Consider the following 22,155-nt stretch of genomic DNA (forward strand, 5'->3'; position numbering starts at 1 on the left):
TTTTTTTTAAGGTGGGTAATATTGATTAGCTTCAGTTAAAGAACAAACACAGTTCTCTGACACGCGAATAACTATAAAAACTAAACCACTAGAATATACAAAGCAAGCCGACTGACTTGCTTTGTATAGGGTATTTTTATAAATAGATTGATTATAAGGTTATTTCGAAGATTTAGTGGTTAGCAATGTATAAAAGTAACCAGGCAAATGTTCAGTTAAATGATCATATAATCGCTGCTCGGTTAAATCGGGCTCTTGTCCTGACACTTTAAATGGCCAGCGTTTTTTGACTATGGCGCCACTATCATTGTAGATAGTTAATTCAACAGATCCCCTTTGCCAATACCAGTTTTGTCGGTGTTTAATTGGTAATTTATCTAACTTCAAGTTAACCAGATAGGGGGCATTATCTGCAATTTGACTACCCACACCACCTAATGCCGCTGAAAGCAAATCAAATTCTTCTTGCGTATCAGCATCAACTTCAAAGCGTAAGTCGGCTATCAACTGGCGAATCATTTGTTCGATATCAGCACTACTGGTTTTTTCCTTTACCCCTCTACCAGACAAAACATGCAACTTACGATTATCGCTTGCTCGTTTCAGCTGCACCTGTTGTGCTTTATCTAAGGCAGTCAAGGCAAGAAAAGGATTAATGGTTTCTTGTTGTTTAGCAAATGCAATAGCGTTAGTGATTTCTCTATCAGCCACTAAAATAGATCGCCTTAGCGGACGACCCACATCCGATTTTTTAAGCACCGCCAAGCTGTGATATAAGCCATTTGTCCCTTTATAACGATCTGTTATTCGCGCCCCTTCCAATACCTGTCTTACTTCTGTATTAATTGAGCGACTTAGCTGTTGCTCTGTGGTTATTTTTCTACTGACACCATGACCTGACACACTTGATTGCACTAAATCAGTGGAATTATCAGCAATAGAGACTTCAAATATTTTTGCTAAATTGGCTAACGCTCGATTATCAGCCAGCGCCTGATTGTCAGCTTCACCCACAGCCACTAAATATCGTTTAGCTGGATAACTTGCTGGCTGAGACGTGAGCCATTCAGGTTGCTTCTTTGGCGTCGCACATCCTGAAACAAAGGCTAAAAATACTATTATTAAAGGAAAAAAAAACCAGCGCCTTTGCTTCACTATTTTTTTATGAAATGGATTATTCATATAGTCTGCCCACTTAATTATGTAAATATGTGCTATAAACACGATTACTGACCCTTGGCACAAACAACAACACCTTCTGGCCAGCCTTAATATCCAAAGTAAACTGATCTGGCCTTACCCCTTGCTTTATCGTGGCAGTCTCATGCTCAGTAGGTCCATTATTTTCCACAACCTCCCTATCATCATTTGCAAAGAACCAGTCAAGAAAACTACTAGCGTTAGTTCGTTGAGAGGCAGAAGCAAACTGATTAGGAAATAATTGATAGCGACCCGGTGCCAATTGAATAGTTGCCGCTTGAATAGAAGCAGGCAACATATTCCAGCTTCTGACATCGGCTGCCTCACTAAACACAGAAGCAATATTGAGTAACATCGTCAAATTGTCATTATTTTGGTTTTGACTAGCTTTAATTGCCAGGTGCTTTGTCACCATACGTGCCAAAGCAGTGGAGTATATTACAGTGCTTTGTGCATCAAGATCTTCTCGGGCAATTTTTTCCACACTTTCAATTGTAGCTGTATAATGGTTTTCATCATTAACACTTAATCTCAGTGAGTTAACTCTTTTATTATTTTCTGGATAATAAGGCAAAGCAATAGTGACATTATGCTCTAACTGAGGGACATACACAGTAAGGAATCGTTGTTTTTTCGCAGTTACCACTCCATCCCAATAAATAATCGTGACTTCACCTTGACTTTTATTAGGAAAACTCGCCGTTTTATTAAAGTGGCTGACATACCTTTTATACTCTGTATGTAAACCTAGTCTGCGGCTACAGCGCAATAAGTTATCCTGTAATAACACTGGAATAGGCATTGCTTTGCTTTCTAAAATACTTGCTGCATTTCGATAACTAATCATGGCATTATCTATTTCTCCTAATAATTCATAGATAAAGCCTGCTAAATATTCCATACTGGCTATGCGCCCGTTGACTTCATTAGCTTCTGCAAACTGTCGTGTTTTCACTTGGGCTTGAAGGACTTCCACCCGGGCTGCATCTACTTGCCCTAACATTAAATAATTGATTGCGAGTAATTCATAGAGCAACATTTGCTCGCCAGGGGTAGCAACATAGCTTTTTAACGTATCATTAACTGCTACAGCGCTAAGGTTTTCACTAATACTGATCGCTTCCAGCTGCTGAATTAACTGTTTGGCTTTTTGTAAGTCCTCAATAGAACCTGTAAAGTCACCCATTAAGCTTTTAAGCACGCCATAATCAAGCAAATACTGCACTCGATCTCTGTCGGAATAATCAATGGCTTTCAGTTCAGCTAATATTTGTTCTGGCGGAACAGCCTCTAAATCAGCAGCTAAATCATTGAGCCGCATAGAAGAAAACGCACAGCCCTGTAATAATAGGCACAACAACAGACATGGCACCCCTAAAGAGTGCCTTAGTAATGTTTCTATCATTGACTACATCTTAATAACGAAACTTACCGTTTTTAACCAGCTTTTTAATCTTTTTATGACCAATCCAGACTTTTCTATTATCAGCCATACTCACCATAGTTAAATCCACCTGGCAATAACGTACTTGCTTGTTGTCATTAACATCAAAAATGGTATTAATTTGCCCTTGCAACATAAAGTCGGCGCCACGCTCTTGACCTGCAGCATTTCGTGAATCTTCACTCGCATGTAAATCCTGATCCATTCGTTCTTCACGGACTTCATTACGGTCTGTGCGAGAGGCCACAAACTCTACTCGACCAGAATTGATTAACTCTCTTTCTAGTTCTGCTACAAAGGTTCTGACATTAATATGTTCATGGCTTAAGTTTCGTACTGTGCCCACAATAACCGCAGGCGTTTTTCCTCTTCTTGCCATAAAATTAGTAATCCAAGGCCTTGATAAGGAATCATTAATCATTTCCCTAGCCACTAACTGAGAATCAGTATCATTCCAGGCACCACTTAAATCAACGACCTCATCAGCGCCAATTCGAGTTACTTGAGTGGTATTACAGCCCGCTAACCCTAACGCCATTACTGCAGCAATCACTGACTTTTTAATCAACTTCACGAGTGACTTCCTTAGTTGCAATTAGTTACTTGAGAAAGGTAAATGTTTGATAAAACGGTTTTTAAACTGTTCGCTTAAGCGAGATGCTCTTTTTATTGACTTTTCTAATTTTTTTAAATCCAGCTGTGCAATTGCGTAAATATTTTGCGTATTCTGATCTTTCCAGTAACCAACGATCTTCACTCCATTCAGCGCCAACTGGGTATGAGAGTTAATTTCACGCTCAATATTGCTATCCACCTCTTCTCCATCACTGGCTATATAGTCAGCATGTAAAGCATCCATCGAAACAGACAACACTCTAGCCACTTCAGCCCTGGCACGATTGGCAGCAGTGGATTTTTGCAGTGATAAGTCTCCTACAACAGGCGCCATGCCTACACCATGAATAAAACGACCATCATCATTCTCAACCGCTTGCGAGCCTTCATTCACCCAGCTAGGCGCATCTTCAATACCTAAATCGCTTTTTACTTTAGGTGCACCTGAGCAACCAGCCAATAACAGTACACTTACTGTACATAACAGTAAGTACCTCACTTGCCCTACCATAATTCACCCACCCCTAAAACAATCTTTACAATTTTTAAAACTTGTCTTGTTAAAAAAGACTCGTTTTAGCTGAAGTCTACGACAATTGCAATGTAGGGATTATAACTATAGTGTAGCTTAAGCTAATGAAGTAATATCGAAGGGTTTTAGATGGTATGCTACTGACAACTGTTTTGCAAAAACATTAATTAGTAAAAACTAATATCATCGCATGTAGTCAGTAGAAATTATCAGTCTGTTTGAAACTGCTTCATCAAAGTACTTGATTTCATCAGCTGGAAAGCCTAGTTTATTTTCATAATGTAATGGCTCGTAAAAGACTTGATATAAATACCCTTCTTTTTTCATATAATCAATTAATTCTGAAAGTAAATTTCTCTTACTATTATTTATCGTTTCATTATTATTTCTTGCTTCCAACGCGTTTATTAGATTTTCACGCAAAGATAGTAAGACAGAATTTTGACTCTTAAACGATACAAAAAAATTATAAAATCCCCATTCAGTAAATGTATCAATTCGCCCTCCTGGTCCAAAGCCAACTCTTACATACTGACTTTTATCTTTACTTCGAATATCGCATTCGTAACCATGAAAAAAGTAAATATAACCTAGCTTTACTAGACAACATATTAAACAGCAATCACACTGCTAATAGCCAAGATATTTAGCTAAACAAAGCCAACGTTGTATCAACCACCAATTGATTACCAAGCCTCGAAGAATACCAAGTAAATGTTCTTTCATTGGTACTGAATGCCTGCCCAGTAACTAAGCTGGTGCTTAAACCCAACGCTAATACAGCTGCTTTATTCTTCATTATCTACTTTCTTATTTTTACTTATGTGTTAGGGAAGCAAATACTAATCTATCCTGCATTTAGCAACAATGACTAGCACATGGAGATAACCACTCAATATATAATACTTTAGTCGTATTGATTCTAAAAATCACTCACACATACCTATTACGTCTTATTTTCAGATAAAAAAATCACCATAACAACTAAAAAATCATATTTTAAATAGTATCTTCTTTAGCTTTTTATGATAATAATCAAAACTACTTTCATCTACTACTTTACACTCTCTATCCAAGACATACTTTGTAAATATATGACCTAACAAAAATGAACAAAATTCATCTTGAGTAATGAGTCCTGCATCATATGAAGCAGCAATTTATTTTTCTTCACATTTAGCTTCTATAAATTCTCTTATATCTGATATCGACCGCACTTCATCTAAGTAAAGCGCTATAAATGAAGAAAATAATTTCAAAATATCGGTTTCAAATGATAAAACAAACATTAATTTATCCAACTACTTTGCAGTCTTCATATTTATTAGTCATATTCCCAATCAAAATGTAACCTGAGCTTTTCAACTGAAGCATTCCAAGTATTCGATTCACATGACTTCACGGTTTTTACAAGCCATGCCCATAAATTATCATAATCATAGCTATCGATAATCAGCAATGGACGAGTTGCTATAACGCCTTCATGCACTTCCAAGTTTGACAACCCAGCTGGAGTTGCAACTCTAATAGAAAAGCTATCTGCCCTCTTTTTAGTGTCTGGGCCAATATCAATATAAACGGTCTCAGCAATAACATTGGGATTAATAGGCTCCCATGTTCTAATGTTTACATGATCCCAAGTAAAAACTGATTTTATAATGGGCTTCATAAGCTATCCGTGACAGAAGAGATTGTCCAACTTAATTATAAGTAAACTGCTCTATATTATTTTTATCATAAAGAGGATGGAAGCCTTCTTCATCACTTCCTAAAAGCCCACCACACCTATCCATTACAAGTTTTATAATACCTAAAATTCTCTTTAGTTCGTTTTTATTGTGACTAATACATAAGCAAGTCTTGATTTTAAATTTACTTATTGTAGCTATATCTTCTGCATCGCCAAAGTCTTTTTTAATATCAAGATATATAAATTGAATTTTTCTTGATTCAGTAATAGAAAGCTGCATAGCCTTACCATCTCTACTCAGCAGTGTGCTAAAACTAAATTTCAGGCTTATTAAGTTTTCTATATCTTCGAGTGAGACATCTGTATTTGTTAGGTAAAAAATATCATTCATAAAATATTTTAGAACATGTAAATAAGACTAAATTTCTATTCACTTCATCAAACAACTGCTGAAAGAAGCCAACTGAAAGCGGACTTTGTAAGTAGCCTGTTTGATAACTTGTGTTCAATAAATACCAAATTGTTAAAGAACAACAAACAACTGGTTAAAATTCCATCTCTCTTTGCCAATGCCTTATACACCATAAGACGGCAAAGGCCATGAAATCTATCACAAGCTGAATGCCAATTCAATTGACTCAAAGGAGGGGTTTGTAGTGTATTTGTTACAAGACGTGAGTTGACTAATAACCTACCTTTCCAACTGCTCCTATTGAAAAGTCAGAAGGGTAGGTCTTTTATTATTAGATGAAGATTAATTACCTTAACTAGCTTAAATTAACTGTAATAGCACTAGATACTTCAGCTGTTGCTGTAACTTCAGCTCTTGTGGTATTCAACTCACGCTCATTAGCAAAGCCACTCATTGCATGAATAAGTGATTCTACATTAGTAGTTGTATTTTCTAGTGAGAAGTCATCTGTTGTATTTGGATAAAGCTTAACCAGTGCTTCAAAAGCCTGACGGTTCATCGCAAACCCATCGCCTGGTTGGATTAGGCTAATAGCACTATCTCCCCCTTTAAAATGATTTAATACCCTGACTTGCTGGTTTTTATCATTATCTACAAGTACAACTAAATCCTTTTTATCCTGATAAAAAGACAGTCGGTTGCGGTTGATATCAATAAAAAATAATACGTCCCTACCACCACCGTTGTTATCAATGGTATCTTTACCTGTTCCTGTCTGATAATAATAATGGTCGTTACCAGTACCACCTTTTAGCAAATCATTGCCTTGTTCACCATAGAGAATATCGTTACCTTCGCCACCCTCTAAAATATCATCGCCGTCTGCTTGGTTTGCCCGACCATTGCCACCTAGTAAATGATCATCGCCTTTGCCGCCTTTTATATGATCATTTCCCATCATACCAAAGACGGTATCATCACCATCATTGGCCTCTACCCAGTCAGCAAAGCGTGTGGCTGAAAATCGATTGCTTTCATCAGTATCTTCTACAAATGCTTGATAAGATTCACCTTCAGGTATTTCATTGGCCCTTGCCAGTGCATTGATTTCTGTTAATGAATAAGCATAGCCTTCTGCTGGCTGGACTAAATCAATGGCATAATCACCACCTAAAAAGTGGTTAATTACCCTGATACCTTGCTGACTATTTCCATCGACAGTAATAATTAAATCATTATTATCTTTTGCAAAAGTGAGTCCTTCAGGCAACACATCATTGAATATAATGACGTCCTTACCACCACCTTCATTGTTAATAGTATCGAAACCTCCACCATACACATATTTATCATCACCTTTTCCACCAATTAATTGGTTATCCCCTGTTCCACCCATTAATTGGTCATTACCATCTCCACCCTCAATCTGATCATCACCTTCCTGACCATCAAGATAGTCATTACCTGTATTGCCTAACAATACATCATTATCTTCACCACCAAACAGCACATCGTTTCCAACACCTCCCACTAAATGATCGTTACCGGTTCCACCTGATAATTGGTCATCACCTTGATCACCATTAATGGAGTCATCGCCAGAACGCCCATATAAGACATCATTACCTAACCCACCAGTAATAGTGTCATTACCTGATCCACCATCCACGTAATCATTACCCGCTCCAGCATCAATGGTATCGTCTCCTCCTCGGCTAAATACTTTATCATCACCACCCTGCGCATGAATCGTTTCGTTCAAATCACGATAACCAATCAACTGTTCACTATTGTCTGTACCTTGATAAACAGCAATTGCTTCTACTTCAGCCAGGGTTAGCTTACTACCATTATTAAACTGTAATTGTTGGGTTTTGTAGTGGCTACTGGTATAAGTGTACCAATAATTAAACTCTATCTTTTCTCCAGTCGTTTTGTGCTCAATAATTAACTTATTACCTCGACGCCATACGGCCAGATCTTCTTTTTGAATATTCGCTGGAAAAGTGACTGTTTGATGGTTAGCGATCACATCAGCAAAATAACCATTAGCGGTAGTGGTGATAGTGATTGCATCAGTGGTATTTTCGTTTATATTATTACTCATTGCTAGTCCTTGCTAACGAGGGCAACACTAATAAATTTTATCTTTTTTAAGGTATATTTTTATAGCTTTACCCTACTACCTTATTATTCGAATTCATGCTTTCTTTTAGCAAAACCAGCTTATAAAACAGTATGATTTGTGTCTATTGTTTTTTTAGAAGGAAAGTTAGCTAATTTCAATCGTTTGAGTGGCCACCTGATCTAGCTCCTTTGGATGATGAGTGACCATTAGCACGGTTAAATTATATTGTTTTCGCATAGTATCAGTTAAGGCTATACAGTCTTCTCTGAGCTTTTTATCCAAAGCACTGAATGGTTCGTCTAACAATAGAATTGGTTTTTTATGAATAATAGCTCTTGCTAAAGCAGCTCGTTGCTGTTGACCACCTGATAATTGTGTTGGTTGCTTTTCTAGTTGGTCTACAATACCTAGCTGCACACAGAGTTGCTGAAGTTGCTGTCTTTCTTCCGCATTTAATCTAGCTGAAGGCCTTACACCTAAGGCAATATTCGTATAAACAGATAAATGGGCAAATAGATTATCCTGTTGAAACATCATCGACACCGGCCGACTTTCCGGCTTCTGATAAGTAAATGATTGCCCTTGCCAGCTGACTTCCCCTGCCACTATATGATTAAAACCTGCGATGGTTTCTAGCAGTGTGGTTTTGCCTGCACCACTTGGCCCTACTATACGGCAGAAAGCACCTTTACTAACCTGACTATTATAGGTAAATAAGTTATCACCTTGTTTGACTTGTACACTTAATAACTCAAGCATTATGGTGCCTAAACAACTTCTCAATTAAATAAAAACAAATAAAGCAGCTGACTAATAATATGACGGATAATACAGCGGCTTGTGGATACTGATAATTCGCTAAGTATTGATAAACTAATAAGGGCAAGGTAATAAAATCTGGGTCTCCTATGAGTGCAACAATCCCCATATCGCCTAAAGAAAGTACAAACGCTAACGCTGCAGCCTGACCAATAGCGCTTGATAATGCTGGCCATGCCACTACCCACCACCAATGCCAACCTGTGATCCCCAAATGCATTGACAACTGCTGATAGTGGTTTGCTACTTGAAAAAATGGCACTTTAATAATTCTAATAGCAAATGGCATTGCCATTAATACATTGATAATAATAACCAACCACAAGGTATATTGAAAAACATCAGTAAGCTGCCATAGTAAAATAAACCAGCCAGTTGCTAATACAATGGCTGGAAAGTATAAAATATTAGCAGTTACCCCTTCAGCGATAACTGCTCCAAACTGTCTTCTAATACGCTTTGAGTGGTTGTTTGCTTTGTAGTGACTGGAAAGATTAAATAACAATGCATTGATAACAAGCGCCATACATATGGTGAGAAATGATGTACTCACTGCGATGATAAATGACTTTATTCCAGCATTGATTAATGACTGTGAAAAAACCTTTATGACGGCCTGAAAATTAATTATTTCTTTCATTAGTGCAATAAAAGGGAGTAACACCCATACAGTTACTGCAATCAGTACTGGTATTAACAACCATTTATCTAATAAACTTGATGGCTTTTGATAACCTGTTTTTTTAGTTTGTTTTAATGCAGGCTGGTAATAAAACAACATTAATGCAATGGGTGCTGTTATTACTAATTGAAGTGTCGCTAGCAAAACAGCAAAACCAGGTTCATAGTCATAACGCAATGCCTGATAAATAGCCACTTCTAAAGTGGTACTTTGAGGACCACCCCCCATGGCGAGCACAATGGTAAAGCTATTAAAACACAGCAAAAAAATAAGACCCGATAATGGGAATAATTGACTTTTTATTGCATGCCACTCTAACCAATAAAACCGGTAAAAACGATTAAATCCTAATTGTTCAGCTACACGCCATTGGTTAACTGGAATCTGCTCGATTACATTCACCAATACCCGGGTAGCAAAAGGGAAATTAATAAAAACATGGCATAATAGAATGCCTGGTAACCCGTAAATTGAATGTTCACTATTGAGCCATTGATTAAGCCAACCAGAACGGCCATAAACAGATACGACTCCAAGCACAACGATAATAGTCGGTAATACAAAGCATAAATTAAAAGTGGTTAATAATCCCTGTTTACCTTTAAACTGCCGACATCCAATCAGCTTAGCAATAGGTATTGCACATAATAAACTAATAACAGTAGACAGTAATGCTTGCTTAAGCGAAAAACCTGTTATATGTAAAAGATAAGGATCCAGTAGCGCTTGCCAATTAAACTCTCCCCATCCTTCGCTTGCTAAAGCAATCAGAGCAGCTGTAGTAAAGCAAAAAATCAAACAGACAATAATAAAGCCAAACCAGGCGGCTGCTGTAAATAACATTTACGCTTTGCTATATAGTTACAAGAAGCAGCTATTTTACTACTGCCTGGCGCCACTGCTTAATCCACAGCTTTCTATTTTGAGCGACTTCCTCAGCAGTAAATGGCATCACCATTTTCGGTTTAATAATATTATTAAACCCTTCTGGTAACTTAGTATCAACCACTGGAAGCATCCAGTTATGAGTGGCTATCTGCTGCTGAGCACCTGGTGTTAATAAAAACTGTAAAAACTGTTTAGCCAGTGTTGCTTGTTGCGTTCCTTTAATAATACCTGCAACTTCTATCTGAGGATAATGCCCTTCTTTAAACTCTGCCGCTTTATAACGGGTATCTTGCTCAGCCACTTCATGATAGGCCTGAGATGTTGTATAGCTTAAGACTAAATCAGCTTCTCCCTTTAAAAACAAGCCATAAGCTTCTGTCCACCCCTTTGTCACTGTAACTGTTTTATCCGCCAACTGTTGCCATTGCAATTGCGCTTTTTCATTACCATAAATAGCATTTAACCATAACATCAACCCTTGGCCAGGCGTACTGGTACGGGGGTCTTGATAAATGATTTTCAGTTTTTTATCAGCAAGTAATTCGGCAAATGACAAAGGTGGTTGTTTAAGCCGTTCTTGATTATAGATAAACGCAAAAAAACCATAATCATAGGGAATAAACTGTTGGTTTTTCCAAACCACTGGTAGTGTTAATTTTGAAAGGTCCTGTTGGTGTTCGGCAAAAATACCCAGTTTGTTTGCTTCAACTAACAGGTTTTGATCTAGACCAATGACTACATCAGCTTTGGTTTTAGCTCGTTCAAGTTTTAATCGGTTTAGAATACTGACCCCATCATCTAAACCAACCCAGTTTATCTGACAACTGCATCGCTTTTCAAAGTTTTCCTGCAACTTAGGACCAGGCCCCCATTCTGAAACAAAGGACTGATAGGTGTACACAGTTAAAACATTTGCATTTACAAGAGAAGCAATACTTAGCAGTACTATGAATAGCCCAGTTTGTATGGTTTTCATTCAAATAACTCCCCCAATACGAATCAGTGGCCATCATTAGCAATAGCCTACAAAATACTTGTACTTTGGTTTAACTGACCAAACTGGGAGAGAAAATATTTAAGGAGGTAGCCACTATCGAATAGTTAGGCCATCTTAACCAACTCCCTACGCCAGCATTATCTGGATCAGGTTTTACGGGTATAATCTCAGCCACACTTAACAAGCCCAGCACCCCAACAACGCACCAATTGTAGCCTATACTCGCTCATGCCTGCAATCATTGTCCAAAGGGTATGATTGCTATTACACATCTAGCCAAATAAGGCAGCAAAATTACTGTTACAGTAATGAATAACCTAAAAGCAAAAAAAATAGGTGCTTTAGACGGGAAACCACCTGACATATTATCAAGTTGCTTTTTGTAGCTACCAGCGGATTAACGATCAGTGGACTTAGGCTTAGGTCTAGGTTTAAACGCCGAAGATTGACTAGTAGTGCTTGAGGTGGTTTTTGAGCTAATACCCGAACGGGTCGTTGATGATCTGGTTGTTGATGGTGTAGTAGTTGTAGACCTAGATGTAGATTTAGCCGATGCTGCAGAGCTGCCAAACGCAGAGGATTTAGCGCTGCTTCCTCTGGCAAATACATCCTCGCCTTTAGATACATACATAATACCCGGCCGACACTGAACCATCTCATATAAATCAGCTAACCCGTTTAGCGCTTCAGATGCACCTAAAAATAAATAGCCTCCAGGCTTCAACGTTTTATGAATACGAGATAAAATATCCCGTTTAAAATCAGCTGAAAAGTAAATAAGCACATTACGACAAAAAACCACATCAAACTTACCTAAAGATGCATAGCTCTCTTGTAAATTCAGCTCTTTAAATTCAATTCTTTTTTTTATCTCCGGCTTAACTTCCCAACGCTTACCCTGTAGTTCATTAAAATAACGTTTTAATCTTTCATCTGATAAGCCTCTTCCCAAGGCTAGTGAGTCATATTCACCTGTACGGCATTCAGCTAACACTTTATTAGACAAGTCAGTCGCGATTATTTGCAAGCCCGATTTTAGCTGACCAAGGCTGGTTCGTTCAAACTCATCAGTAGCCATACTGATAGAATACGGCTCTTGCCCACTGGAACAGGCTGCCGACCAAACGCGTAAACGCTGGTTTGGATAGCGCTTGCACAGCTCAGGTAAAATTGTATTTTTAAAAACTTCAAAAGGATAATTATCACGAAACCACAAGGTTTCGTTAGTTGTCATGGCATCAATTACTTTGCCCCGCAAAATATCACGAGGATTGCGTTCTATTGTTTTTACCAGCTCCGCTAGGGTATCGATTTTATTATCATTAAGTATTTTTCTTAGCCGACTTTTGACCAGGTATTCCTTATTTTTACCCAATACAATCCCACATGCTTTTTCAAGAAATTGGCTAAATATATCAAAGTCACTTACCGCTACCTTGGAACTAAGCCCGCTCTGAGTCAAATCTAGAACTCCACTATTACCATCAATAAAAAGTAACACATTTTTTAATGTGTGTTGTGCCTATCATTCAATTCATTGCGCTTCCTATCAAATAATTATCCCTCCTGTGCTGCTGCCGCATCTTCTAAACGAGAAATAACTGTACTGGCTAATAAGTCAGGATTAAATTTAGCAATAAAATCATTAGCGCCCACTTTTTCTACCATAGCTCTATTAAAAACCCCACTTAGTGAAGTATGGAGAATAATGTAGAGATCTTTCATTCGTGGGTCGCTCCTGACTTCAGTTGTCAGGGTATAGCCATCCATTTCTGGCATTTCTATATCTGATATCATTAATAATAACTCATTCGAAATATTCTTTTCTTCATCAGCCATGTTCTTGAGAAAATCTAAAGCCTCACGCCCATCACTTTTTGCTGTAACAGTTAAACCTAACGTTTCAAGACAACGTTGAACCTGCTTACGAGCAACCGCAGAGTCATCCACAATTAATACATGCTGAGAAACAGCTTTTTGCGTAATTTCTTCTGAAATAACGCCTTCACTGATTTCTTCAGTCATCGGTGACACTTCAGAAAGGATTTTTTCTACATCAATAATTTCGACAAGTTTATCATCTACTTTGGTCACTGCAGTTAGGTAGTGATCTCGCCCAGTCCCTTTGGGTGGAGGATGAATTTCTTCCCAGTTCATGTTAACGATGCGATCAACCATTCGCACCATAAACCCCTGCACCTTGTTGTTATATTCGGTAATAATGACAAAGCAATTTTCAACGTTATCTAATAAATCATGGCCAGTCGCTAAGTTCATATCCAATAAAGGAATCGTTCCTCCCCGAATATTAGCCACGCCACGTACCACAGGGCTGCTTTTTGGCATCAAGGTCATTTTCGGGCACTGCAAAACCTCTTTTACCTTGAATACATTGATACCATACAGCTGTGGACCTGCCAGCCGGAACAATAATAGCTCCAGCCTGTTCTGCCCCACTAACTGGGTTCGCTGATTGACACTGTCTAATACACCGGCCATGTAAAGTTACCTTGCCTCACTACAACATTATTTTCTGCCAGGCATGAGACTTGCCTGACTCTCTATAACTTTGACGCTAATGTTTTGGTTAGTGAAATACTTATAGACCATACTCTTAGCTTAGGACAAATTATGAACATTCATAGTGCGATTATGCGGTCATTGTTAGCTTTTGGGCTTGCTGTAACAACAATGGCCAGCTGGAGTAACCCTGTTCACCGTTCCATTCAGCAGCTGTTATATGGCTATCTTGAAAATCAGCTAAAAACCTATACGCAGCAATTAGGTAGCGGGCGTTATGAAATTCATATCAGCGCTATAGATCCAAGGCTTAAACTACAGCCTTGCGCAAACAAGTTAACGATTGAACCTAGCCAGCGTCGACAACACCTTATTGGCCGCGCCACCCATAAAATAAAATGCCTCCAATCACCTTATTGGAGCCTATATGTTGCCACCCAAGTCAAACTTTATCGGCAAGTCATTGCCGCTAGCCGGACCTTACAAAAAGGCCACGTTATTACCTCAAATGATTTAATACAGTTGGAACAGGATATCAGCAAATTAAGAGGGAGTTACTTTCCTGAACCATCAAAACTGCTAGGCAAAGTGGTTACCCGGCAAATTAAAATGGGTCAGCCAATTACACAAAATCACATTACCCAAGCATTGGCAATCAAGAAAGGCACACAAGTTGCTATCCATGCTAATACCAGCAATTTTAGCGTGCTCGCAAAAGGGATTGCACTTTCAGATGGTAAGCCAGGGCAATTAATTAAAGTACGCAATATTCGCTCTAAGCGTGTCATTCAGGCAGTGGTTAAAGATGCTTATACCGTTGAAGCAACTCTTTAACTAAACAACTTGAATTTGTCATTAAAGTTATTATTCAGTTGGCCGCTATACTAAGTTAGACGGTCAAACTAAAAGGGTTAATCGATGGTTAACGATGTTAATGGCGCATCTGGTCAACAGAGCAATCTCAAAAGCGCCCAGGCAAAGCCTGCTGAAAAAGCAACTAAAGGCACCCTGCAACCTCAATCCGAGCAAAATTCTCAGCCACCTAAACAAGTGTCTGTCGAGTTGAGTGCAGAAGCTAAACAGTTACAAAAGCTTCAACAAAAGGCTTCACAAGAGCCGCAAGTGGATGAGCAGAAAGTAGCCCGTATTAGAGCGGCACTCGCTGAGGGAAGCTACTCTGTCAATCCAGAAAAAATTGCAGACAAATTATTTGAACTAGAAAGCCTGTTACGTTAACGGAAAATTGTCGTTTAAGGTAGACCGTCATGATTAATCAAACCCTTCAACAACAGCTTTCCACTGACATATCTACGCTTAGCCAGTTAACTGAGCTATTAGAGCAAGAGCAACATGCCCTGCGTGATAGGAACCTTGATCAGCTTAATCAGCTGTTAACCATTAAAAATGATTGTCTTAATCGCCTAGGCCAAACAGCCCAACACCGGAGTGAACTACTCAAACAAGCGGGGTTTACTCCTAATGACGCTGGTTTGGAACAATGGTTACAAACATTACCTTCTCCCCAACAGGTTGAGTCTCGTAAATATTGGCAAACAGTAAAAAGCCATTTGGCCTACTGCCAAACCCTCAATGAAATCAATGGCTGTGTACTAAACCGACTACAACAAACGCTCCATCAGCTACTGGCCATCTATCGAGGTCAAAGCCAGGCTTCCATCAAACTATATGGCGCTCAAGGTGATACTTCCGCCTATCAAGACTCACAAATTCTAGGTACAGCATAATCCCCCCCAATGCCTGCCATTAGGTGAACTACCCTAATGTATACCATCTTTTTTCGGTGTATAGTCATTAGAAATAGTGACTTTTTCTTGTGAGAGAGTACTAGGACTTGTCAACAGGCCCTAGCCAAAAGCAATGGATTTGTAAGCAGGAAAACCGTATGAGCTATCTATCTGACGATTTAGATATAGAAGAAAAATACCAACTAAAGCGGACACCTCAAGAAGTCTCCGGTGTACTAATGGGCATTTTAAAAGCCAAAGTACCCATTAAAATTTATTTTCCCAGTCGTAACATCAGTTATAAAACATTCATTATTGGAGTTGACTTAGACAACCAAACCTTTGCTTTAGATGAGCTGAGTCCCATTGATGGTAATCCCCTGATTAAACAAGGCGAGCCATTTTCTGTCTATACCTTTTATGAAGGGGTTAAAGTCACTTTCGACAATGTTGTTTTAGAACAAATCAAACAGGATGAAGCTGGTATTCCCTATTACAACTTCAAACTTCCCAGCAAACTGTGGTATTTACAACGACGCAAAGCCTTTCGGGTTAGGTTACCGAGCCACCCTGCTGTAACAGCAACACTTAAATTAACAGAAGATTACCCAGCAGTGACTACCCAGGTCATTGATATTTCTGCCACAGGCTGTCAAGTGGCCGTTGCCAGTCAGCAATTACAAGAGAATTTGCCCGAAGTGGGTCAAGTTGCTGAAAACTTTTCAATGCCACTGCACAATCAACATGAGCTAGAATGCGCTGTTCAAATTCGCCAAATTCATAAAGATGAAGTAACAGGCGATCTACTTCTTGGTTTAATGTTTCTTCATGTTACTGGGCTTCAACAACGTTATGTAGAGCTTTATGTTAATCAGCTACAGCGCTCAGCATTAGTCAAATAAGTGAATAGTTTTACACAACTTTAATGATTACACCAACGTCGATAGTCTTCTGGTCGATCAACATCCCACAGTGTTGGAAATAACGCATAAGGTGCATTTTTAGACTGGAGTTGTCTAATCGTTTGCTGCAATACCTGCTCAGTACCCCACTGAATACCTTCAAATAAATAAGGAAGAAATTGACGCATAGCAATTAGCACATACCCTCCATCTTCTGCGGGTACTATGGCTACTTGATTAGAATCATATTCATAACAATCAGACGACTCAGCATTATTAAATAAACTCTTTAATACCTGCTTACATAATGATGCATTTAAAACCGGGCAATCTCCACCCACTAAGATAACAGGCTGGTTCTGCCTAATATAATGTTGAGCCACATTTGCCATCCGCTCACCTAAATCTTTGCCTTGTTGTAAATAGCGTTCCCAATGGTTAAAAGCAGAATCATTAAAAAAATCATGGTCTAACTGCTCAGCCAGTGCCAATACTCGCAGATAATGCTTAGGCAATTCATTTATCCATTTCGCAGTATACAACAGCAATTCTTTATAAATATTGGCTGCTTGCCCCGCCGAATAATAAGGCGTTAATCGTGTTTTCACCTTAGCTTCAATCGGGGGTTTAGCCATTAAAATAATTACCGGCTTAATCATTTTTTATTTTATTTCTCGGATAATAAATGTTAACTAAACGTTGTGGTGATACACCCATAAAAAATGCCAGCCGCAAACTCCACATTAATAAAATAGTGCGAATAATTCCACGTTGCTCCCAACGTCGACTAGAAGTCACTACCGGGTTAGCAATGCATAACGGCTTTGAAATCTTTTTCAGTCGTTTACAGATGTCAACATCCTCCATTAAAGGCATCAAACGATAACCGCCCACTTGCATAAAACACTCACGTTTTACAAAAATCACCTGATCACCCGTTGCAATTCCAGTTACACGAGAGCGCCAGTTCATTAGTTTTGCAGTTAATGCTAACAACCAGTGACTGCCTGATAATGTCACATCAAACCGCCCCCACTGCCAGCCATTTGTTTGGCCCAAACCATCAAGAATTAATGCAATAGCATTGTCAGGCAGGAAGGTATCAGCATGTAGAAACAGCAATACATCGCCTGTCGACTGCTCAGCTCCAGTTTGCATTTGTCGTGCTCGACTAGGCTCACTGATAATGACTTGATCCACCCAAGGTTTCGTAAGTGCTACGGTATTATCAGTACTCCCACCATCTACCATTATTATTTCATGACCACACTGACGCAGGGCTTGTAAAGGAACTAGGCTAGCAACAATATCATTAGACTCATTCAAGGTAGGAATAATAATTGAGCATCTCATATTGTCTTATCATTTTCACTCGTCATTTGTTAGAGAGTAAAGACAAACAGAAAGCATAAATTCTTTCAACCAGCCACTCACTAATTTACAACACACTTCAGATTAAGTACTTTTTAGGTGTTTATTAAATGTTAAGTGCTTTTTAAGACAGGTTGCTAGAAAGTGTATAGGAAAGTAATGGTTTTTAAACTGGCGTCCCTGAGTGGATTTGAACCACCGACCTAGCGCTTAGGAGGCGCTTGCTCTATCCTGCTGAGCTACAGGGACAGCAGCAGTTATAATACTGAATCGATCACTGATTGCAACCACTCTGAAGACACATCAAAATTAATCAGTCCAAAAAGTAGCTTGAACATTTTCTATTTCAACATGCTTATTTAACAGACACGATAAATGAGCACATCATTGTGACCAACAACTGTAATAGAAATAGCATTTATACCCCTCAGCCCCAATATTTTAGCTAAAATACATTCATAGATGCTGTAATGGCTGCCACCAAGTATGCCCATGCCATGACTGAACAGGCCAATCAATTACTGATCAACTTCTATAATCAAAAGGAGAAGGATAGTTATGGCCGTCAGTTAGATGAGATTTTGCTATGGTCAGATGATCAACTAGAAAACACCCATAACTACATTCAATGGTTGTTCCCGATTACTGATAGTGGCTTCAACTCTACGACCCCATTGTTGAATGCCGAGACTATTGAAGTATTCAAACAACAATCCAGCATCCAAACTAACCTGCTTCGCTCCTTAAACAAAATGCTGGATTTTTATGGACTTATACTCCATCACAATGAACCAGAGAAAATCATCATCGAACGTTCAGCAGAGCATTTTGCCTGTGCCAGCCGCTGCTGGCTCACCCCCGGCAATCATAACTACTTAAGATTTACGCGTATCATTAAATCACTTTGCCAACTGGGGCTAACTCGGTATGCAGAAGCCTTATTTAATTGTTTACAAGTGATATTCCAAGAACACAGTAGCACCATTGGCCTCGTCACCTATCAACACTGGCAGCAAGCACTTATAGACAACCGTGATAAATAGGCTTTAACAGTGCCTTTGCATAGTCATCAAAGATGTCGCCCCTAATTTATTTACCAATAAAGGCATGTAGCTGTTTAGGGGTAACAACTCCTCGAAACATATGGCTGGTATTAAAAGGCATCGTCCAGTAGCCATGGGCATCAACCGCAATCACACCACCTGTACCTGCAGGTAAGTTTTGATTGACTACCAGTTCAGCTGCTTCTGTAAGGCTTTGGTCAGCCAATGACATTCGGTAGTGAATTTCTGCTGCAACGGTATAACGAATAAAATATTCACCAATGCCTGTTCCCGAAATTGCACAGCTTCGTTGATCTGCTAAAGTACCTGCCCCAATAATTGGGCTGTCTCCCACGCGTCCAGGCAGCTGATTAGTGACACCACCGGTTGAGGTAGCAGCCGCCAACTCACCATGACTATCTAGCGCAACCGCCCCCACTGTGCCCATTGAGGGCTCCCCTGATGACTGGCTTAATAGTGCTTGTACCTGCCCATTATCACTGTGATCCAGCTGTACTTGTTGCTTTTCCCTAGCGTCTTGAAGTTGTTGCAACCGGTGTTCAGTTAAAAAGTAATCCTGTGGGGTCTGCTCAACCCCCTGAGCGAGTAACCAGGCATCTGCTTCAGGGCCAGCCAAAGTGTTATGTACACTATTATGCAACACTTGTTGGGCAGCAATAATGGGATTTTTACATTGTTTTACTGCCATCACAGCCCCTGACTGGCGATTTCCTAACATTAATGCAGCATCAAATTCAAAAGTGCCCGCATGGGTTAATACAGCACCACACCCCGCATTAAATAATGGCGAATCTTCCAATAATGCAACCGCCTCTACCACTACTTGCTCTGCATTAGCCCCAGCAGCTAATGCTTGTTGACCTTTACGCAATACCGTAGAAAGTTGCTGAATATACGCTTGTTCTCGCTCAGCAGTCAGAAAGTCTGTTGGTAGCTGGCCTGCCCCACCATGAATTAACAATACATAGTTACTCATATATACCTCCTTGACTTATTTGGTTTTAATCAACGCAGTTAGTTTTATAGTTAGGATGGTCTAATAATTACCACTGTATGTAATGATCTTGAATATACGTCTGCAATTCTTCCCGTTCTGTGAGGATATACAGTTTTGTTGTATTAATATCTTGATGGCCAGCAAATAGCCTGACTCGTTCAATCATTGCATTGGGCTGATTCGCCAAGTGAGTAATTGCCGTATGCCGATAAGTATGGAACCCTTTACTTAACATATTCGTTTTAAATTCTGCTGATATTTCAGCTCCCGACTGATCAATCAGTTTAGATAATAATTGTCGATGAAAAGTGCGTAACTGTCGGGTAGATAGATTCCCAGCAAACTGTGCCTGTTGTTTTACTGGCTTAATGGGAGAAGCAAATGGAAAAGCATCTGCTTTAAGGGTGTTTTCCAAACCATGATAATGCCGAAACCGACAAATGGCGTCTACTACTCCCTCATTGAGAGGAATCAACCGACGCATGGCACCTTTACCTAATATATTTAATTCATAACCCAAGTCAGTTTGAATAATCGCTTGATGAGTATGGGTTGCCAGCTCATGCTCACGTATTCCAGTACCGTAAGCGACTGCCACAATATAACGCGCCCGCTCAACAAAATTTCGCTGCCCTGAGGTCACCATAGGTAAACGTCGAATGCCGTCTATTACAAACTGCCACTCTTCTCGATTAAATGCTTTGGGTTGTTGGTGACCAAGTGCCGTATTTTCTCCTAAGGGTTTCAAGCGAAACGCAGGATTAATTTGAATATAGCCCTGAGCATGCAAATAACTCAGCAATGAGCCCACCACTTTCATTACTGCATCTACACTTTTACCGTTAGTTAATGCATTAGGGAAAGGAATAAATTCAGGCAACTCAGGAATCATTATTCCAGCTTGCTGCCAGGCTGATGTTGGCGCTTGCAAAAAGTATCGATAAGCTAAAATATCTTCTCGCTTTAAGCCGATTAATTGTTTATTAAGGTAGCGGTGCACCCAAGCAATAAATCGCAGGCACTCCCGCCGATAGCGTCGAAGTGTATGTTCAGACCCAACCCCTGCCTCTACTAAAAATGCTTGTATTGCAGCAACATCGTTATTGGCATGCAAAGCCGATGTAGCCAACTCATCAGCTGTGTTTACTGTTTCTGCCGTTTTTTGCAATCGCTCTGGAGCAACCTGAGAACCATGGAGGATAATATCTAACATGAACAAAACGCACTTTATTTATATAGCTTGAGTATTGGCAAGACCATCAGAATCATGGCAGTCTAGCTGAAAGCAAATAGGGAAGTCACTATAGGGAGAGGCCACTATGAAACCAGGTCAGCACTCCAGCGCAAAGAGTCAGCCAGAGCAGACAGTATCAAATTCTTCTAAACCTAATACTCCTCAGCCGCCTAGCGCCCAAAGTCAACCAGAAGGAACCGGTCTACTTGCTACAATACAAAGTGTTTTAGCCGCCGCATTTGGGGTTCAAAGCCAGAAAAATCGAGAGCGAGATTTTAAAAGCGGCAAATTTAGTCACTTTGTCATTGCCGGCCTTATTTTTACATTAATCTTTATTTTACTGGTCTATGCTGCCGTACAGCTGGCGTTACACCAGCTGTAGCAACAGCTCAACGTGCTTATTGCCCACTTACCCAAAAGACAGCCGTTACTACCGCAATTAAAATTAAACTCACTGCAGCAATCGCATCCACCCGGCTATCGTTGTCTGTTTGAGATTCATTGCTTTCAGAGTGATGGGTATTCGTCATTGCTTTTTCCGTCATCCTTGCCTCCTATTAATGATGTTGTTGTCTGTTTTTAATTATTATCACTTCAGTCACTGTCTACTGCTTCTTTAGTCACTTTCTACCCCTTTTCCCTACTATGAGCAATAGCCTACTCGTAATCCATATGTAAAATAAAGGTAATCGCTTCTTCTCTACTTACTCTTCTGGTTGTGTTATTTTTATAATTATCAATTCTAGATATATAGAAAAATATTCATTTATCGCATATAGATATCCTGCTATTTTTACCGCACAGAATGGCAAACGTCTGCCTATTCATAAATGCTGATGCTGCTGCAACTTAATGAATACACTGCCAGCAGCCTGCTAGCTCGAATATTTCATCAGATACTCCAAACTCTGGCAT

General features: G+C 39.4%; 25 protein-coding genes, 1 tRNA gene and 1 riboswitch. Of the genes, 6 read left to right on the top strand and 20 right to left on the bottom strand.

Going from position 1 to position 22,155, the window contains the following annotated elements; translation table 11 throughout:
- Nucleotides 1-159: 159 nt before the first annotated feature.
- The 14 genes from ORQ98_RS03580 to ORQ98_RS03640 form a co-directional block, all read right to left on the bottom strand.
- Nucleotides 160-1,182: an LPP20 family lipoprotein gene (locus ORQ98_RS03580; protein WP_274687415.1), complete on the bottom strand. Its 1,023-nt coding sequence runs from the start codon at nucleotides 1,180-1,182 to the stop codon at nucleotides 160-162.
- A 13-nt stretch (nucleotides 1,183-1,195) separates the two neighbouring features.
- The gene (locus ORQ98_RS03585; RefSeq protein ID WP_274687416.1) at nucleotides 1,196-2,605 is read right to left on the bottom strand and encodes a COG3014 family protein; all 1,410 of its coding nucleotides are present in this window, start codon (nucleotides 2,603-2,605) and stop codon (nucleotides 1,196-1,198) included.
- Between the two features lie 10 nt (nucleotides 2,606-2,615).
- On the bottom strand, nucleotides 2,616-3,218 hold the full coding sequence (locus ORQ98_RS03590) for a penicillin-binding protein activator LpoB (RefSeq protein ID WP_274687417.1): 603 nt from the start codon (nucleotides 3,216-3,218) through the stop codon (nucleotides 2,616-2,618).
- A 21-nt stretch (nucleotides 3,219-3,239) separates the two neighbouring features.
- Complete coding sequence (locus tag ORQ98_RS03595) at nucleotides 3,240-3,758, bottom strand: LPP20 family lipoprotein (protein WP_274687418.1); 519 nt, start codon at nucleotides 3,756-3,758, stop codon at nucleotides 3,240-3,242.
- 216 nt (nucleotides 3,759-3,974) lie between these two features.
- Nucleotides 3,975-4,403, bottom strand: a complete 429-nt coding sequence (locus ORQ98_RS29540; RefSeq protein ID WP_425347661.1) for a DUF6896 domain-containing protein — start codon at nucleotides 4,401-4,403, stop codon at nucleotides 3,975-3,977.
- Nucleotides 4,404-4,437: 34 nt separating this feature from the next.
- A complete protein-coding gene (locus ORQ98_RS03600) occupies nucleotides 4,438-4,590 on the bottom strand; it encodes a hypothetical protein (protein ID WP_274687419.1) in 153 nt (50 codons plus the stop codon).
- A gap of 525 nt (nucleotides 4,591-5,115) precedes the next feature.
- The gene (locus ORQ98_RS03605; protein WP_274687420.1) at nucleotides 5,116-5,460 is read right to left on the bottom strand and encodes an Imm8 family immunity protein; all 345 of its coding nucleotides are present in this window, start codon (nucleotides 5,458-5,460) and stop codon (nucleotides 5,116-5,118) included.
- Nucleotides 5,461-5,491: 31 nt separating this feature from the next.
- A complete protein-coding gene (locus ORQ98_RS03610; RefSeq protein WP_274687421.1) occupies nucleotides 5,492-5,872 on the bottom strand; it encodes a hypothetical protein in 381 nt (126 codons plus the stop codon).
- Nucleotides 5,873-6,248: 376 nt separating this feature from the next.
- Nucleotides 6,249-8,000: a calcium-binding protein gene (locus ORQ98_RS03615; RefSeq protein ID WP_274687422.1), complete on the bottom strand. Its 1,752-nt coding sequence runs from the start codon at nucleotides 7,998-8,000 to the stop codon at nucleotides 6,249-6,251.
- 165 nt (nucleotides 8,001-8,165) lie between these two features.
- Entirely contained in the window at nucleotides 8,166-8,780 is a 615-nt protein-coding gene (locus ORQ98_RS03620) for a thiamine ABC transporter ATP-binding protein (protein WP_274687423.1), read from the bottom strand.
- Nucleotides 8,773-10,365 (bottom strand): thiamine/thiamine pyrophosphate ABC transporter permease ThiP, encoded by a 1,593-nt coding sequence (locus ORQ98_RS03625; RefSeq protein WP_274687424.1) that lies wholly within the window; start codon nucleotides 10,363-10,365, stop codon nucleotides 8,773-8,775. The genes ORQ98_RS03620 and ORQ98_RS03625 overlap by 8 nt, the downstream gene beginning before the upstream one ends.
- 31 nt (nucleotides 10,366-10,396) lie before the next feature.
- The gene (gene thiB / locus ORQ98_RS03630; protein WP_274687425.1) at nucleotides 10,397-11,386 is read right to left on the bottom strand and encodes a thiamine ABC transporter substrate binding subunit; all 990 of its coding nucleotides are present in this window, start codon (nucleotides 11,384-11,386) and stop codon (nucleotides 10,397-10,399) included.
- Nucleotides 11,387-11,513: 127 nt separating this feature from the next.
- Nucleotides 11,514-11,614: riboswitch (TPP riboswitch) on the bottom strand.
- Nucleotides 11,615-11,804: 190 nt separating this feature from the next.
- Nucleotides 11,805-12,869 (bottom strand): CheR family methyltransferase, encoded by a 1,065-nt coding sequence (locus ORQ98_RS03635; RefSeq protein WP_342455178.1) that lies wholly within the window; start codon nucleotides 12,867-12,869, stop codon nucleotides 11,805-11,807.
- Nucleotides 12,870-12,964: 95 nt separating this feature from the next.
- Nucleotides 12,965-13,906, bottom strand: a complete 942-nt coding sequence (locus ORQ98_RS03640) for a chemotaxis protein CheV (RefSeq protein ID WP_274687426.1) — start codon at nucleotides 13,904-13,906, stop codon at nucleotides 12,965-12,967.
- Nucleotides 13,907-14,038: 132 nt separating this feature from the next.
- Between ORQ98_RS03640 and flgA the strand changes: the two genes are divergently transcribed.
- The 4 genes from flgA (at nucleotide 14,039) to ORQ98_RS03660 (ending at nucleotide 16,574) form a co-directional block, all read left to right on the top strand.
- Nucleotides 14,039-14,761 carry a flagellar basal body P-ring formation chaperone FlgA gene (gene flgA / locus ORQ98_RS03645; RefSeq protein WP_274687427.1) on the top strand — a complete coding sequence of 241 codons (723 nt, stop codon included), beginning with the start codon at nucleotides 14,039-14,041 and terminating at the stop codon, nucleotides 14,759-14,761.
- Between the two features lie 84 nt (nucleotides 14,762-14,845).
- The gene (flgM, locus tag ORQ98_RS03650; protein ID WP_274687428.1) at nucleotides 14,846-15,163 is read left to right on the top strand and encodes a flagellar biosynthesis anti-sigma factor FlgM; all 318 of its coding nucleotides are present in this window, start codon (nucleotides 14,846-14,848) and stop codon (nucleotides 15,161-15,163) included.
- 29 nt (nucleotides 15,164-15,192) lie between these two features.
- The gene (locus ORQ98_RS03655; protein ID WP_274687429.1) at nucleotides 15,193-15,672 is read left to right on the top strand and encodes a flagella synthesis protein FlgN; all 480 of its coding nucleotides are present in this window, start codon (nucleotides 15,193-15,195) and stop codon (nucleotides 15,670-15,672) included.
- A 158-nt stretch (nucleotides 15,673-15,830) separates the two neighbouring features.
- Nucleotides 15,831-16,574, top strand: coding sequence for a flagellar brake protein (locus ORQ98_RS03660; protein WP_274687430.1), 744 nt, complete (start codon nucleotides 15,831-15,833; stop codon nucleotides 16,572-16,574).
- 20 nt (nucleotides 16,575-16,594) lie between these two features.
- On the opposite strand, the gene ORQ98_RS03665 is transcribed toward ORQ98_RS03660, so the two are convergent.
- The 3 genes from ORQ98_RS03665 to ORQ98_RS03675 form a co-directional block, all read right to left on the bottom strand.
- Complete coding sequence (locus ORQ98_RS03665; RefSeq protein ID WP_274687431.1) at nucleotides 16,595-17,233, bottom strand: TIGR04282 family arsenosugar biosynthesis glycosyltransferase; 639 nt, start codon at nucleotides 17,231-17,233, stop codon at nucleotides 16,595-16,597.
- Entirely contained in the window at nucleotides 17,226-17,927 is a 702-nt protein-coding gene (locus ORQ98_RS03670) for a TIGR04283 family arsenosugar biosynthesis glycosyltransferase (RefSeq protein WP_274687432.1), read from the bottom strand. Before ORQ98_RS03670 ends, ORQ98_RS03665 begins: the two co-directional genes overlap by 8 nt.
- A 190-nt stretch (nucleotides 17,928-18,117) precedes the next feature.
- Nucleotides 18,118-18,194, bottom strand: a tRNA-Arg gene (locus ORQ98_RS03675).
- Nucleotides 18,195-18,415: 221 nt separating this feature from the next.
- Between ORQ98_RS03675 and ORQ98_RS03680 the strand changes: the two genes are divergently transcribed.
- Nucleotides 18,416-18,988, top strand: coding sequence for an opioid growth factor receptor-related protein (locus ORQ98_RS03680; RefSeq protein WP_274687433.1), 573 nt, complete (start codon nucleotides 18,416-18,418; stop codon nucleotides 18,986-18,988).
- 46 nt (nucleotides 18,989-19,034) lie between these two features.
- On the opposite strand, the gene ORQ98_RS03685 is transcribed toward ORQ98_RS03680, so the two are convergent.
- Both ORQ98_RS03685 and ORQ98_RS03690 read right to left on the bottom strand, forming a co-directional pair.
- Entirely contained in the window at nucleotides 19,035-19,985 is a 951-nt protein-coding gene (locus ORQ98_RS03685; protein ID WP_274687434.1) for an isoaspartyl peptidase/L-asparaginase family protein, read from the bottom strand.
- A gap of 67 nt (nucleotides 19,986-20,052) precedes the next feature.
- Nucleotides 20,053-21,219 carry a tyrosine-type recombinase/integrase gene (locus tag ORQ98_RS03690; RefSeq protein WP_274687435.1) on the bottom strand — a complete coding sequence of 389 codons (1,167 nt, stop codon included), beginning with the start codon at nucleotides 21,217-21,219 and terminating at the stop codon, nucleotides 20,053-20,055.
- 106 nt (nucleotides 21,220-21,325) lie between these two features.
- On the opposite strand from ORQ98_RS03690, the gene ORQ98_RS03695 reads away from it, so the two are divergent.
- Nucleotides 21,326-21,622: a DUF2970 domain-containing protein gene (locus tag ORQ98_RS03695; RefSeq protein ID WP_274687436.1), complete on the top strand. Its 297-nt coding sequence runs from the start codon at nucleotides 21,326-21,328 to the stop codon at nucleotides 21,620-21,622.
- A 16-nt stretch (nucleotides 21,623-21,638) separates the two neighbouring features.
- Here the strand turns inward: ORQ98_RS03695 and ORQ98_RS03700 are convergent, their stop codons facing one another.
- Nucleotides 21,639-21,785: a hypothetical protein gene (locus ORQ98_RS03700; protein WP_274687437.1), complete on the bottom strand. Its 147-nt coding sequence runs from the start codon at nucleotides 21,783-21,785 to the stop codon at nucleotides 21,639-21,641.
- Nucleotides 21,786-22,155: the final 370 nt, after the last annotated feature.

The sequence above is a fragment of the Spartinivicinus poritis genome (assembly GCF_028858535.1).
Classification (GTDB): Bacteria; Pseudomonadota; Gammaproteobacteria; order Pseudomonadales; family Zooshikellaceae; genus Spartinivicinus; species Spartinivicinus poritis.

Excerpts from the sequence above, each read along its gene's own strand:
- ORQ98_RS03580 (WP_274687415.1), bottom strand. The coding sequence starts at position 1,182 with ATGAATAATCCATTTCATAAAAAAATAGTGAAGCAAAGGCGCTGGTTT.
- ORQ98_RS03660 (WP_274687430.1), top strand. The coding sequence starts at position 15,831 with ATGAGCTATCTATCTGACGATTTAGATATAGAAGAAAAATACCAACTA.
- ORQ98_RS03600 (WP_274687419.1), bottom strand. The coding sequence starts at position 4,590 with ATGAAGAATAAAGCAGCTGTATTAGCGTTGGGTTTAAGCACCAGCTTA.
- flgM (WP_274687428.1), top strand. The coding sequence starts at position 14,846 with ATGGTTAACGATGTTAATGGCGCATCTGGTCAACAGAGCAATCTCAAA.
- ORQ98_RS03610 (WP_274687421.1), bottom strand. The coding sequence starts at position 5,872 with ATGAATGATATTTTTTACCTAACAAATACAGATGTCTCACTCGAAGAT.
- ORQ98_RS03655 (WP_274687429.1), top strand. The coding sequence starts at position 15,193 with ATGATTAATCAAACCCTTCAACAACAGCTTTCCACTGACATATCTACG.
- ORQ98_RS03685 (WP_274687434.1), bottom strand. The coding sequence starts at position 19,985 with ATGAGTAACTATGTATTGTTAATTCATGGTGGGGCAGGCCAGCTACCA.
- ORQ98_RS03620 (WP_274687423.1), bottom strand. The coding sequence starts at position 8,780 with ATGCTTGAGTTATTAAGTGTACAAGTCAAACAAGGTGATAACTTATTT.
- flgA (WP_274687427.1), top strand. The coding sequence starts at position 14,039 with ATGAACATTCATAGTGCGATTATGCGGTCATTGTTAGCTTTTGGGCTT.
- ORQ98_RS03690 (WP_274687435.1), bottom strand. The coding sequence starts at position 21,219 with ATGTTAGATATTATCCTCCATGGTTCTCAGGTTGCTCCAGAGCGATTG.
- ORQ98_RS03640 (WP_274687426.1), bottom strand. The coding sequence starts at position 13,906 with ATGGCCGGTGTATTAGACAGTGTCAATCAGCGAACCCAGTTAGTGGGG.
- ORQ98_RS03615 (WP_274687422.1), bottom strand. The coding sequence starts at position 8,000 with ATGAGTAATAATATAAACGAAAATACCACTGATGCAATCACTATCACC.
- ORQ98_RS03605 (WP_274687420.1), bottom strand. The coding sequence starts at position 5,460 with ATGAAGCCCATTATAAAATCAGTTTTTACTTGGGATCATGTAAACATT.
- ORQ98_RS03585 (WP_274687416.1), bottom strand. The coding sequence starts at position 2,605 with ATGATAGAAACATTACTAAGGCACTCTTTAGGGGTGCCATGTCTGTTG.
- ORQ98_RS03625 (WP_274687424.1), bottom strand. The coding sequence starts at position 10,365 with ATGTTATTTACAGCAGCCGCCTGGTTTGGCTTTATTATTGTCTGTTTG.
- ORQ98_RS03700 (WP_274687437.1), bottom strand. The coding sequence starts at position 21,785 with ATGACGGAAAAAGCAATGACGAATACCCATCACTCTGAAAGCAATGAA.
- ORQ98_RS03695 (WP_274687436.1), top strand. The coding sequence starts at position 21,326 with ATGAAACCAGGTCAGCACTCCAGCGCAAAGAGTCAGCCAGAGCAGACA.
- ORQ98_RS03665 (WP_274687431.1), bottom strand. The coding sequence starts at position 17,233 with ATGATTAAGCCGGTAATTATTTTAATGGCTAAACCCCCGATTGAAGCT.
- thiB (WP_274687425.1), bottom strand. The coding sequence starts at position 11,386 with ATGAAAACCATACAAACTGGGCTATTCATAGTACTGCTAAGTATTGCT.
- ORQ98_RS03680 (WP_274687433.1), top strand. The coding sequence starts at position 18,416 with ATGGCTGCCACCAAGTATGCCCATGCCATGACTGAACAGGCCAATCAA.
- ORQ98_RS03670 (WP_274687432.1), bottom strand. The coding sequence starts at position 17,927 with ATGAGATGCTCAATTATTATTCCTACCTTGAATGAGTCTAATGATATT.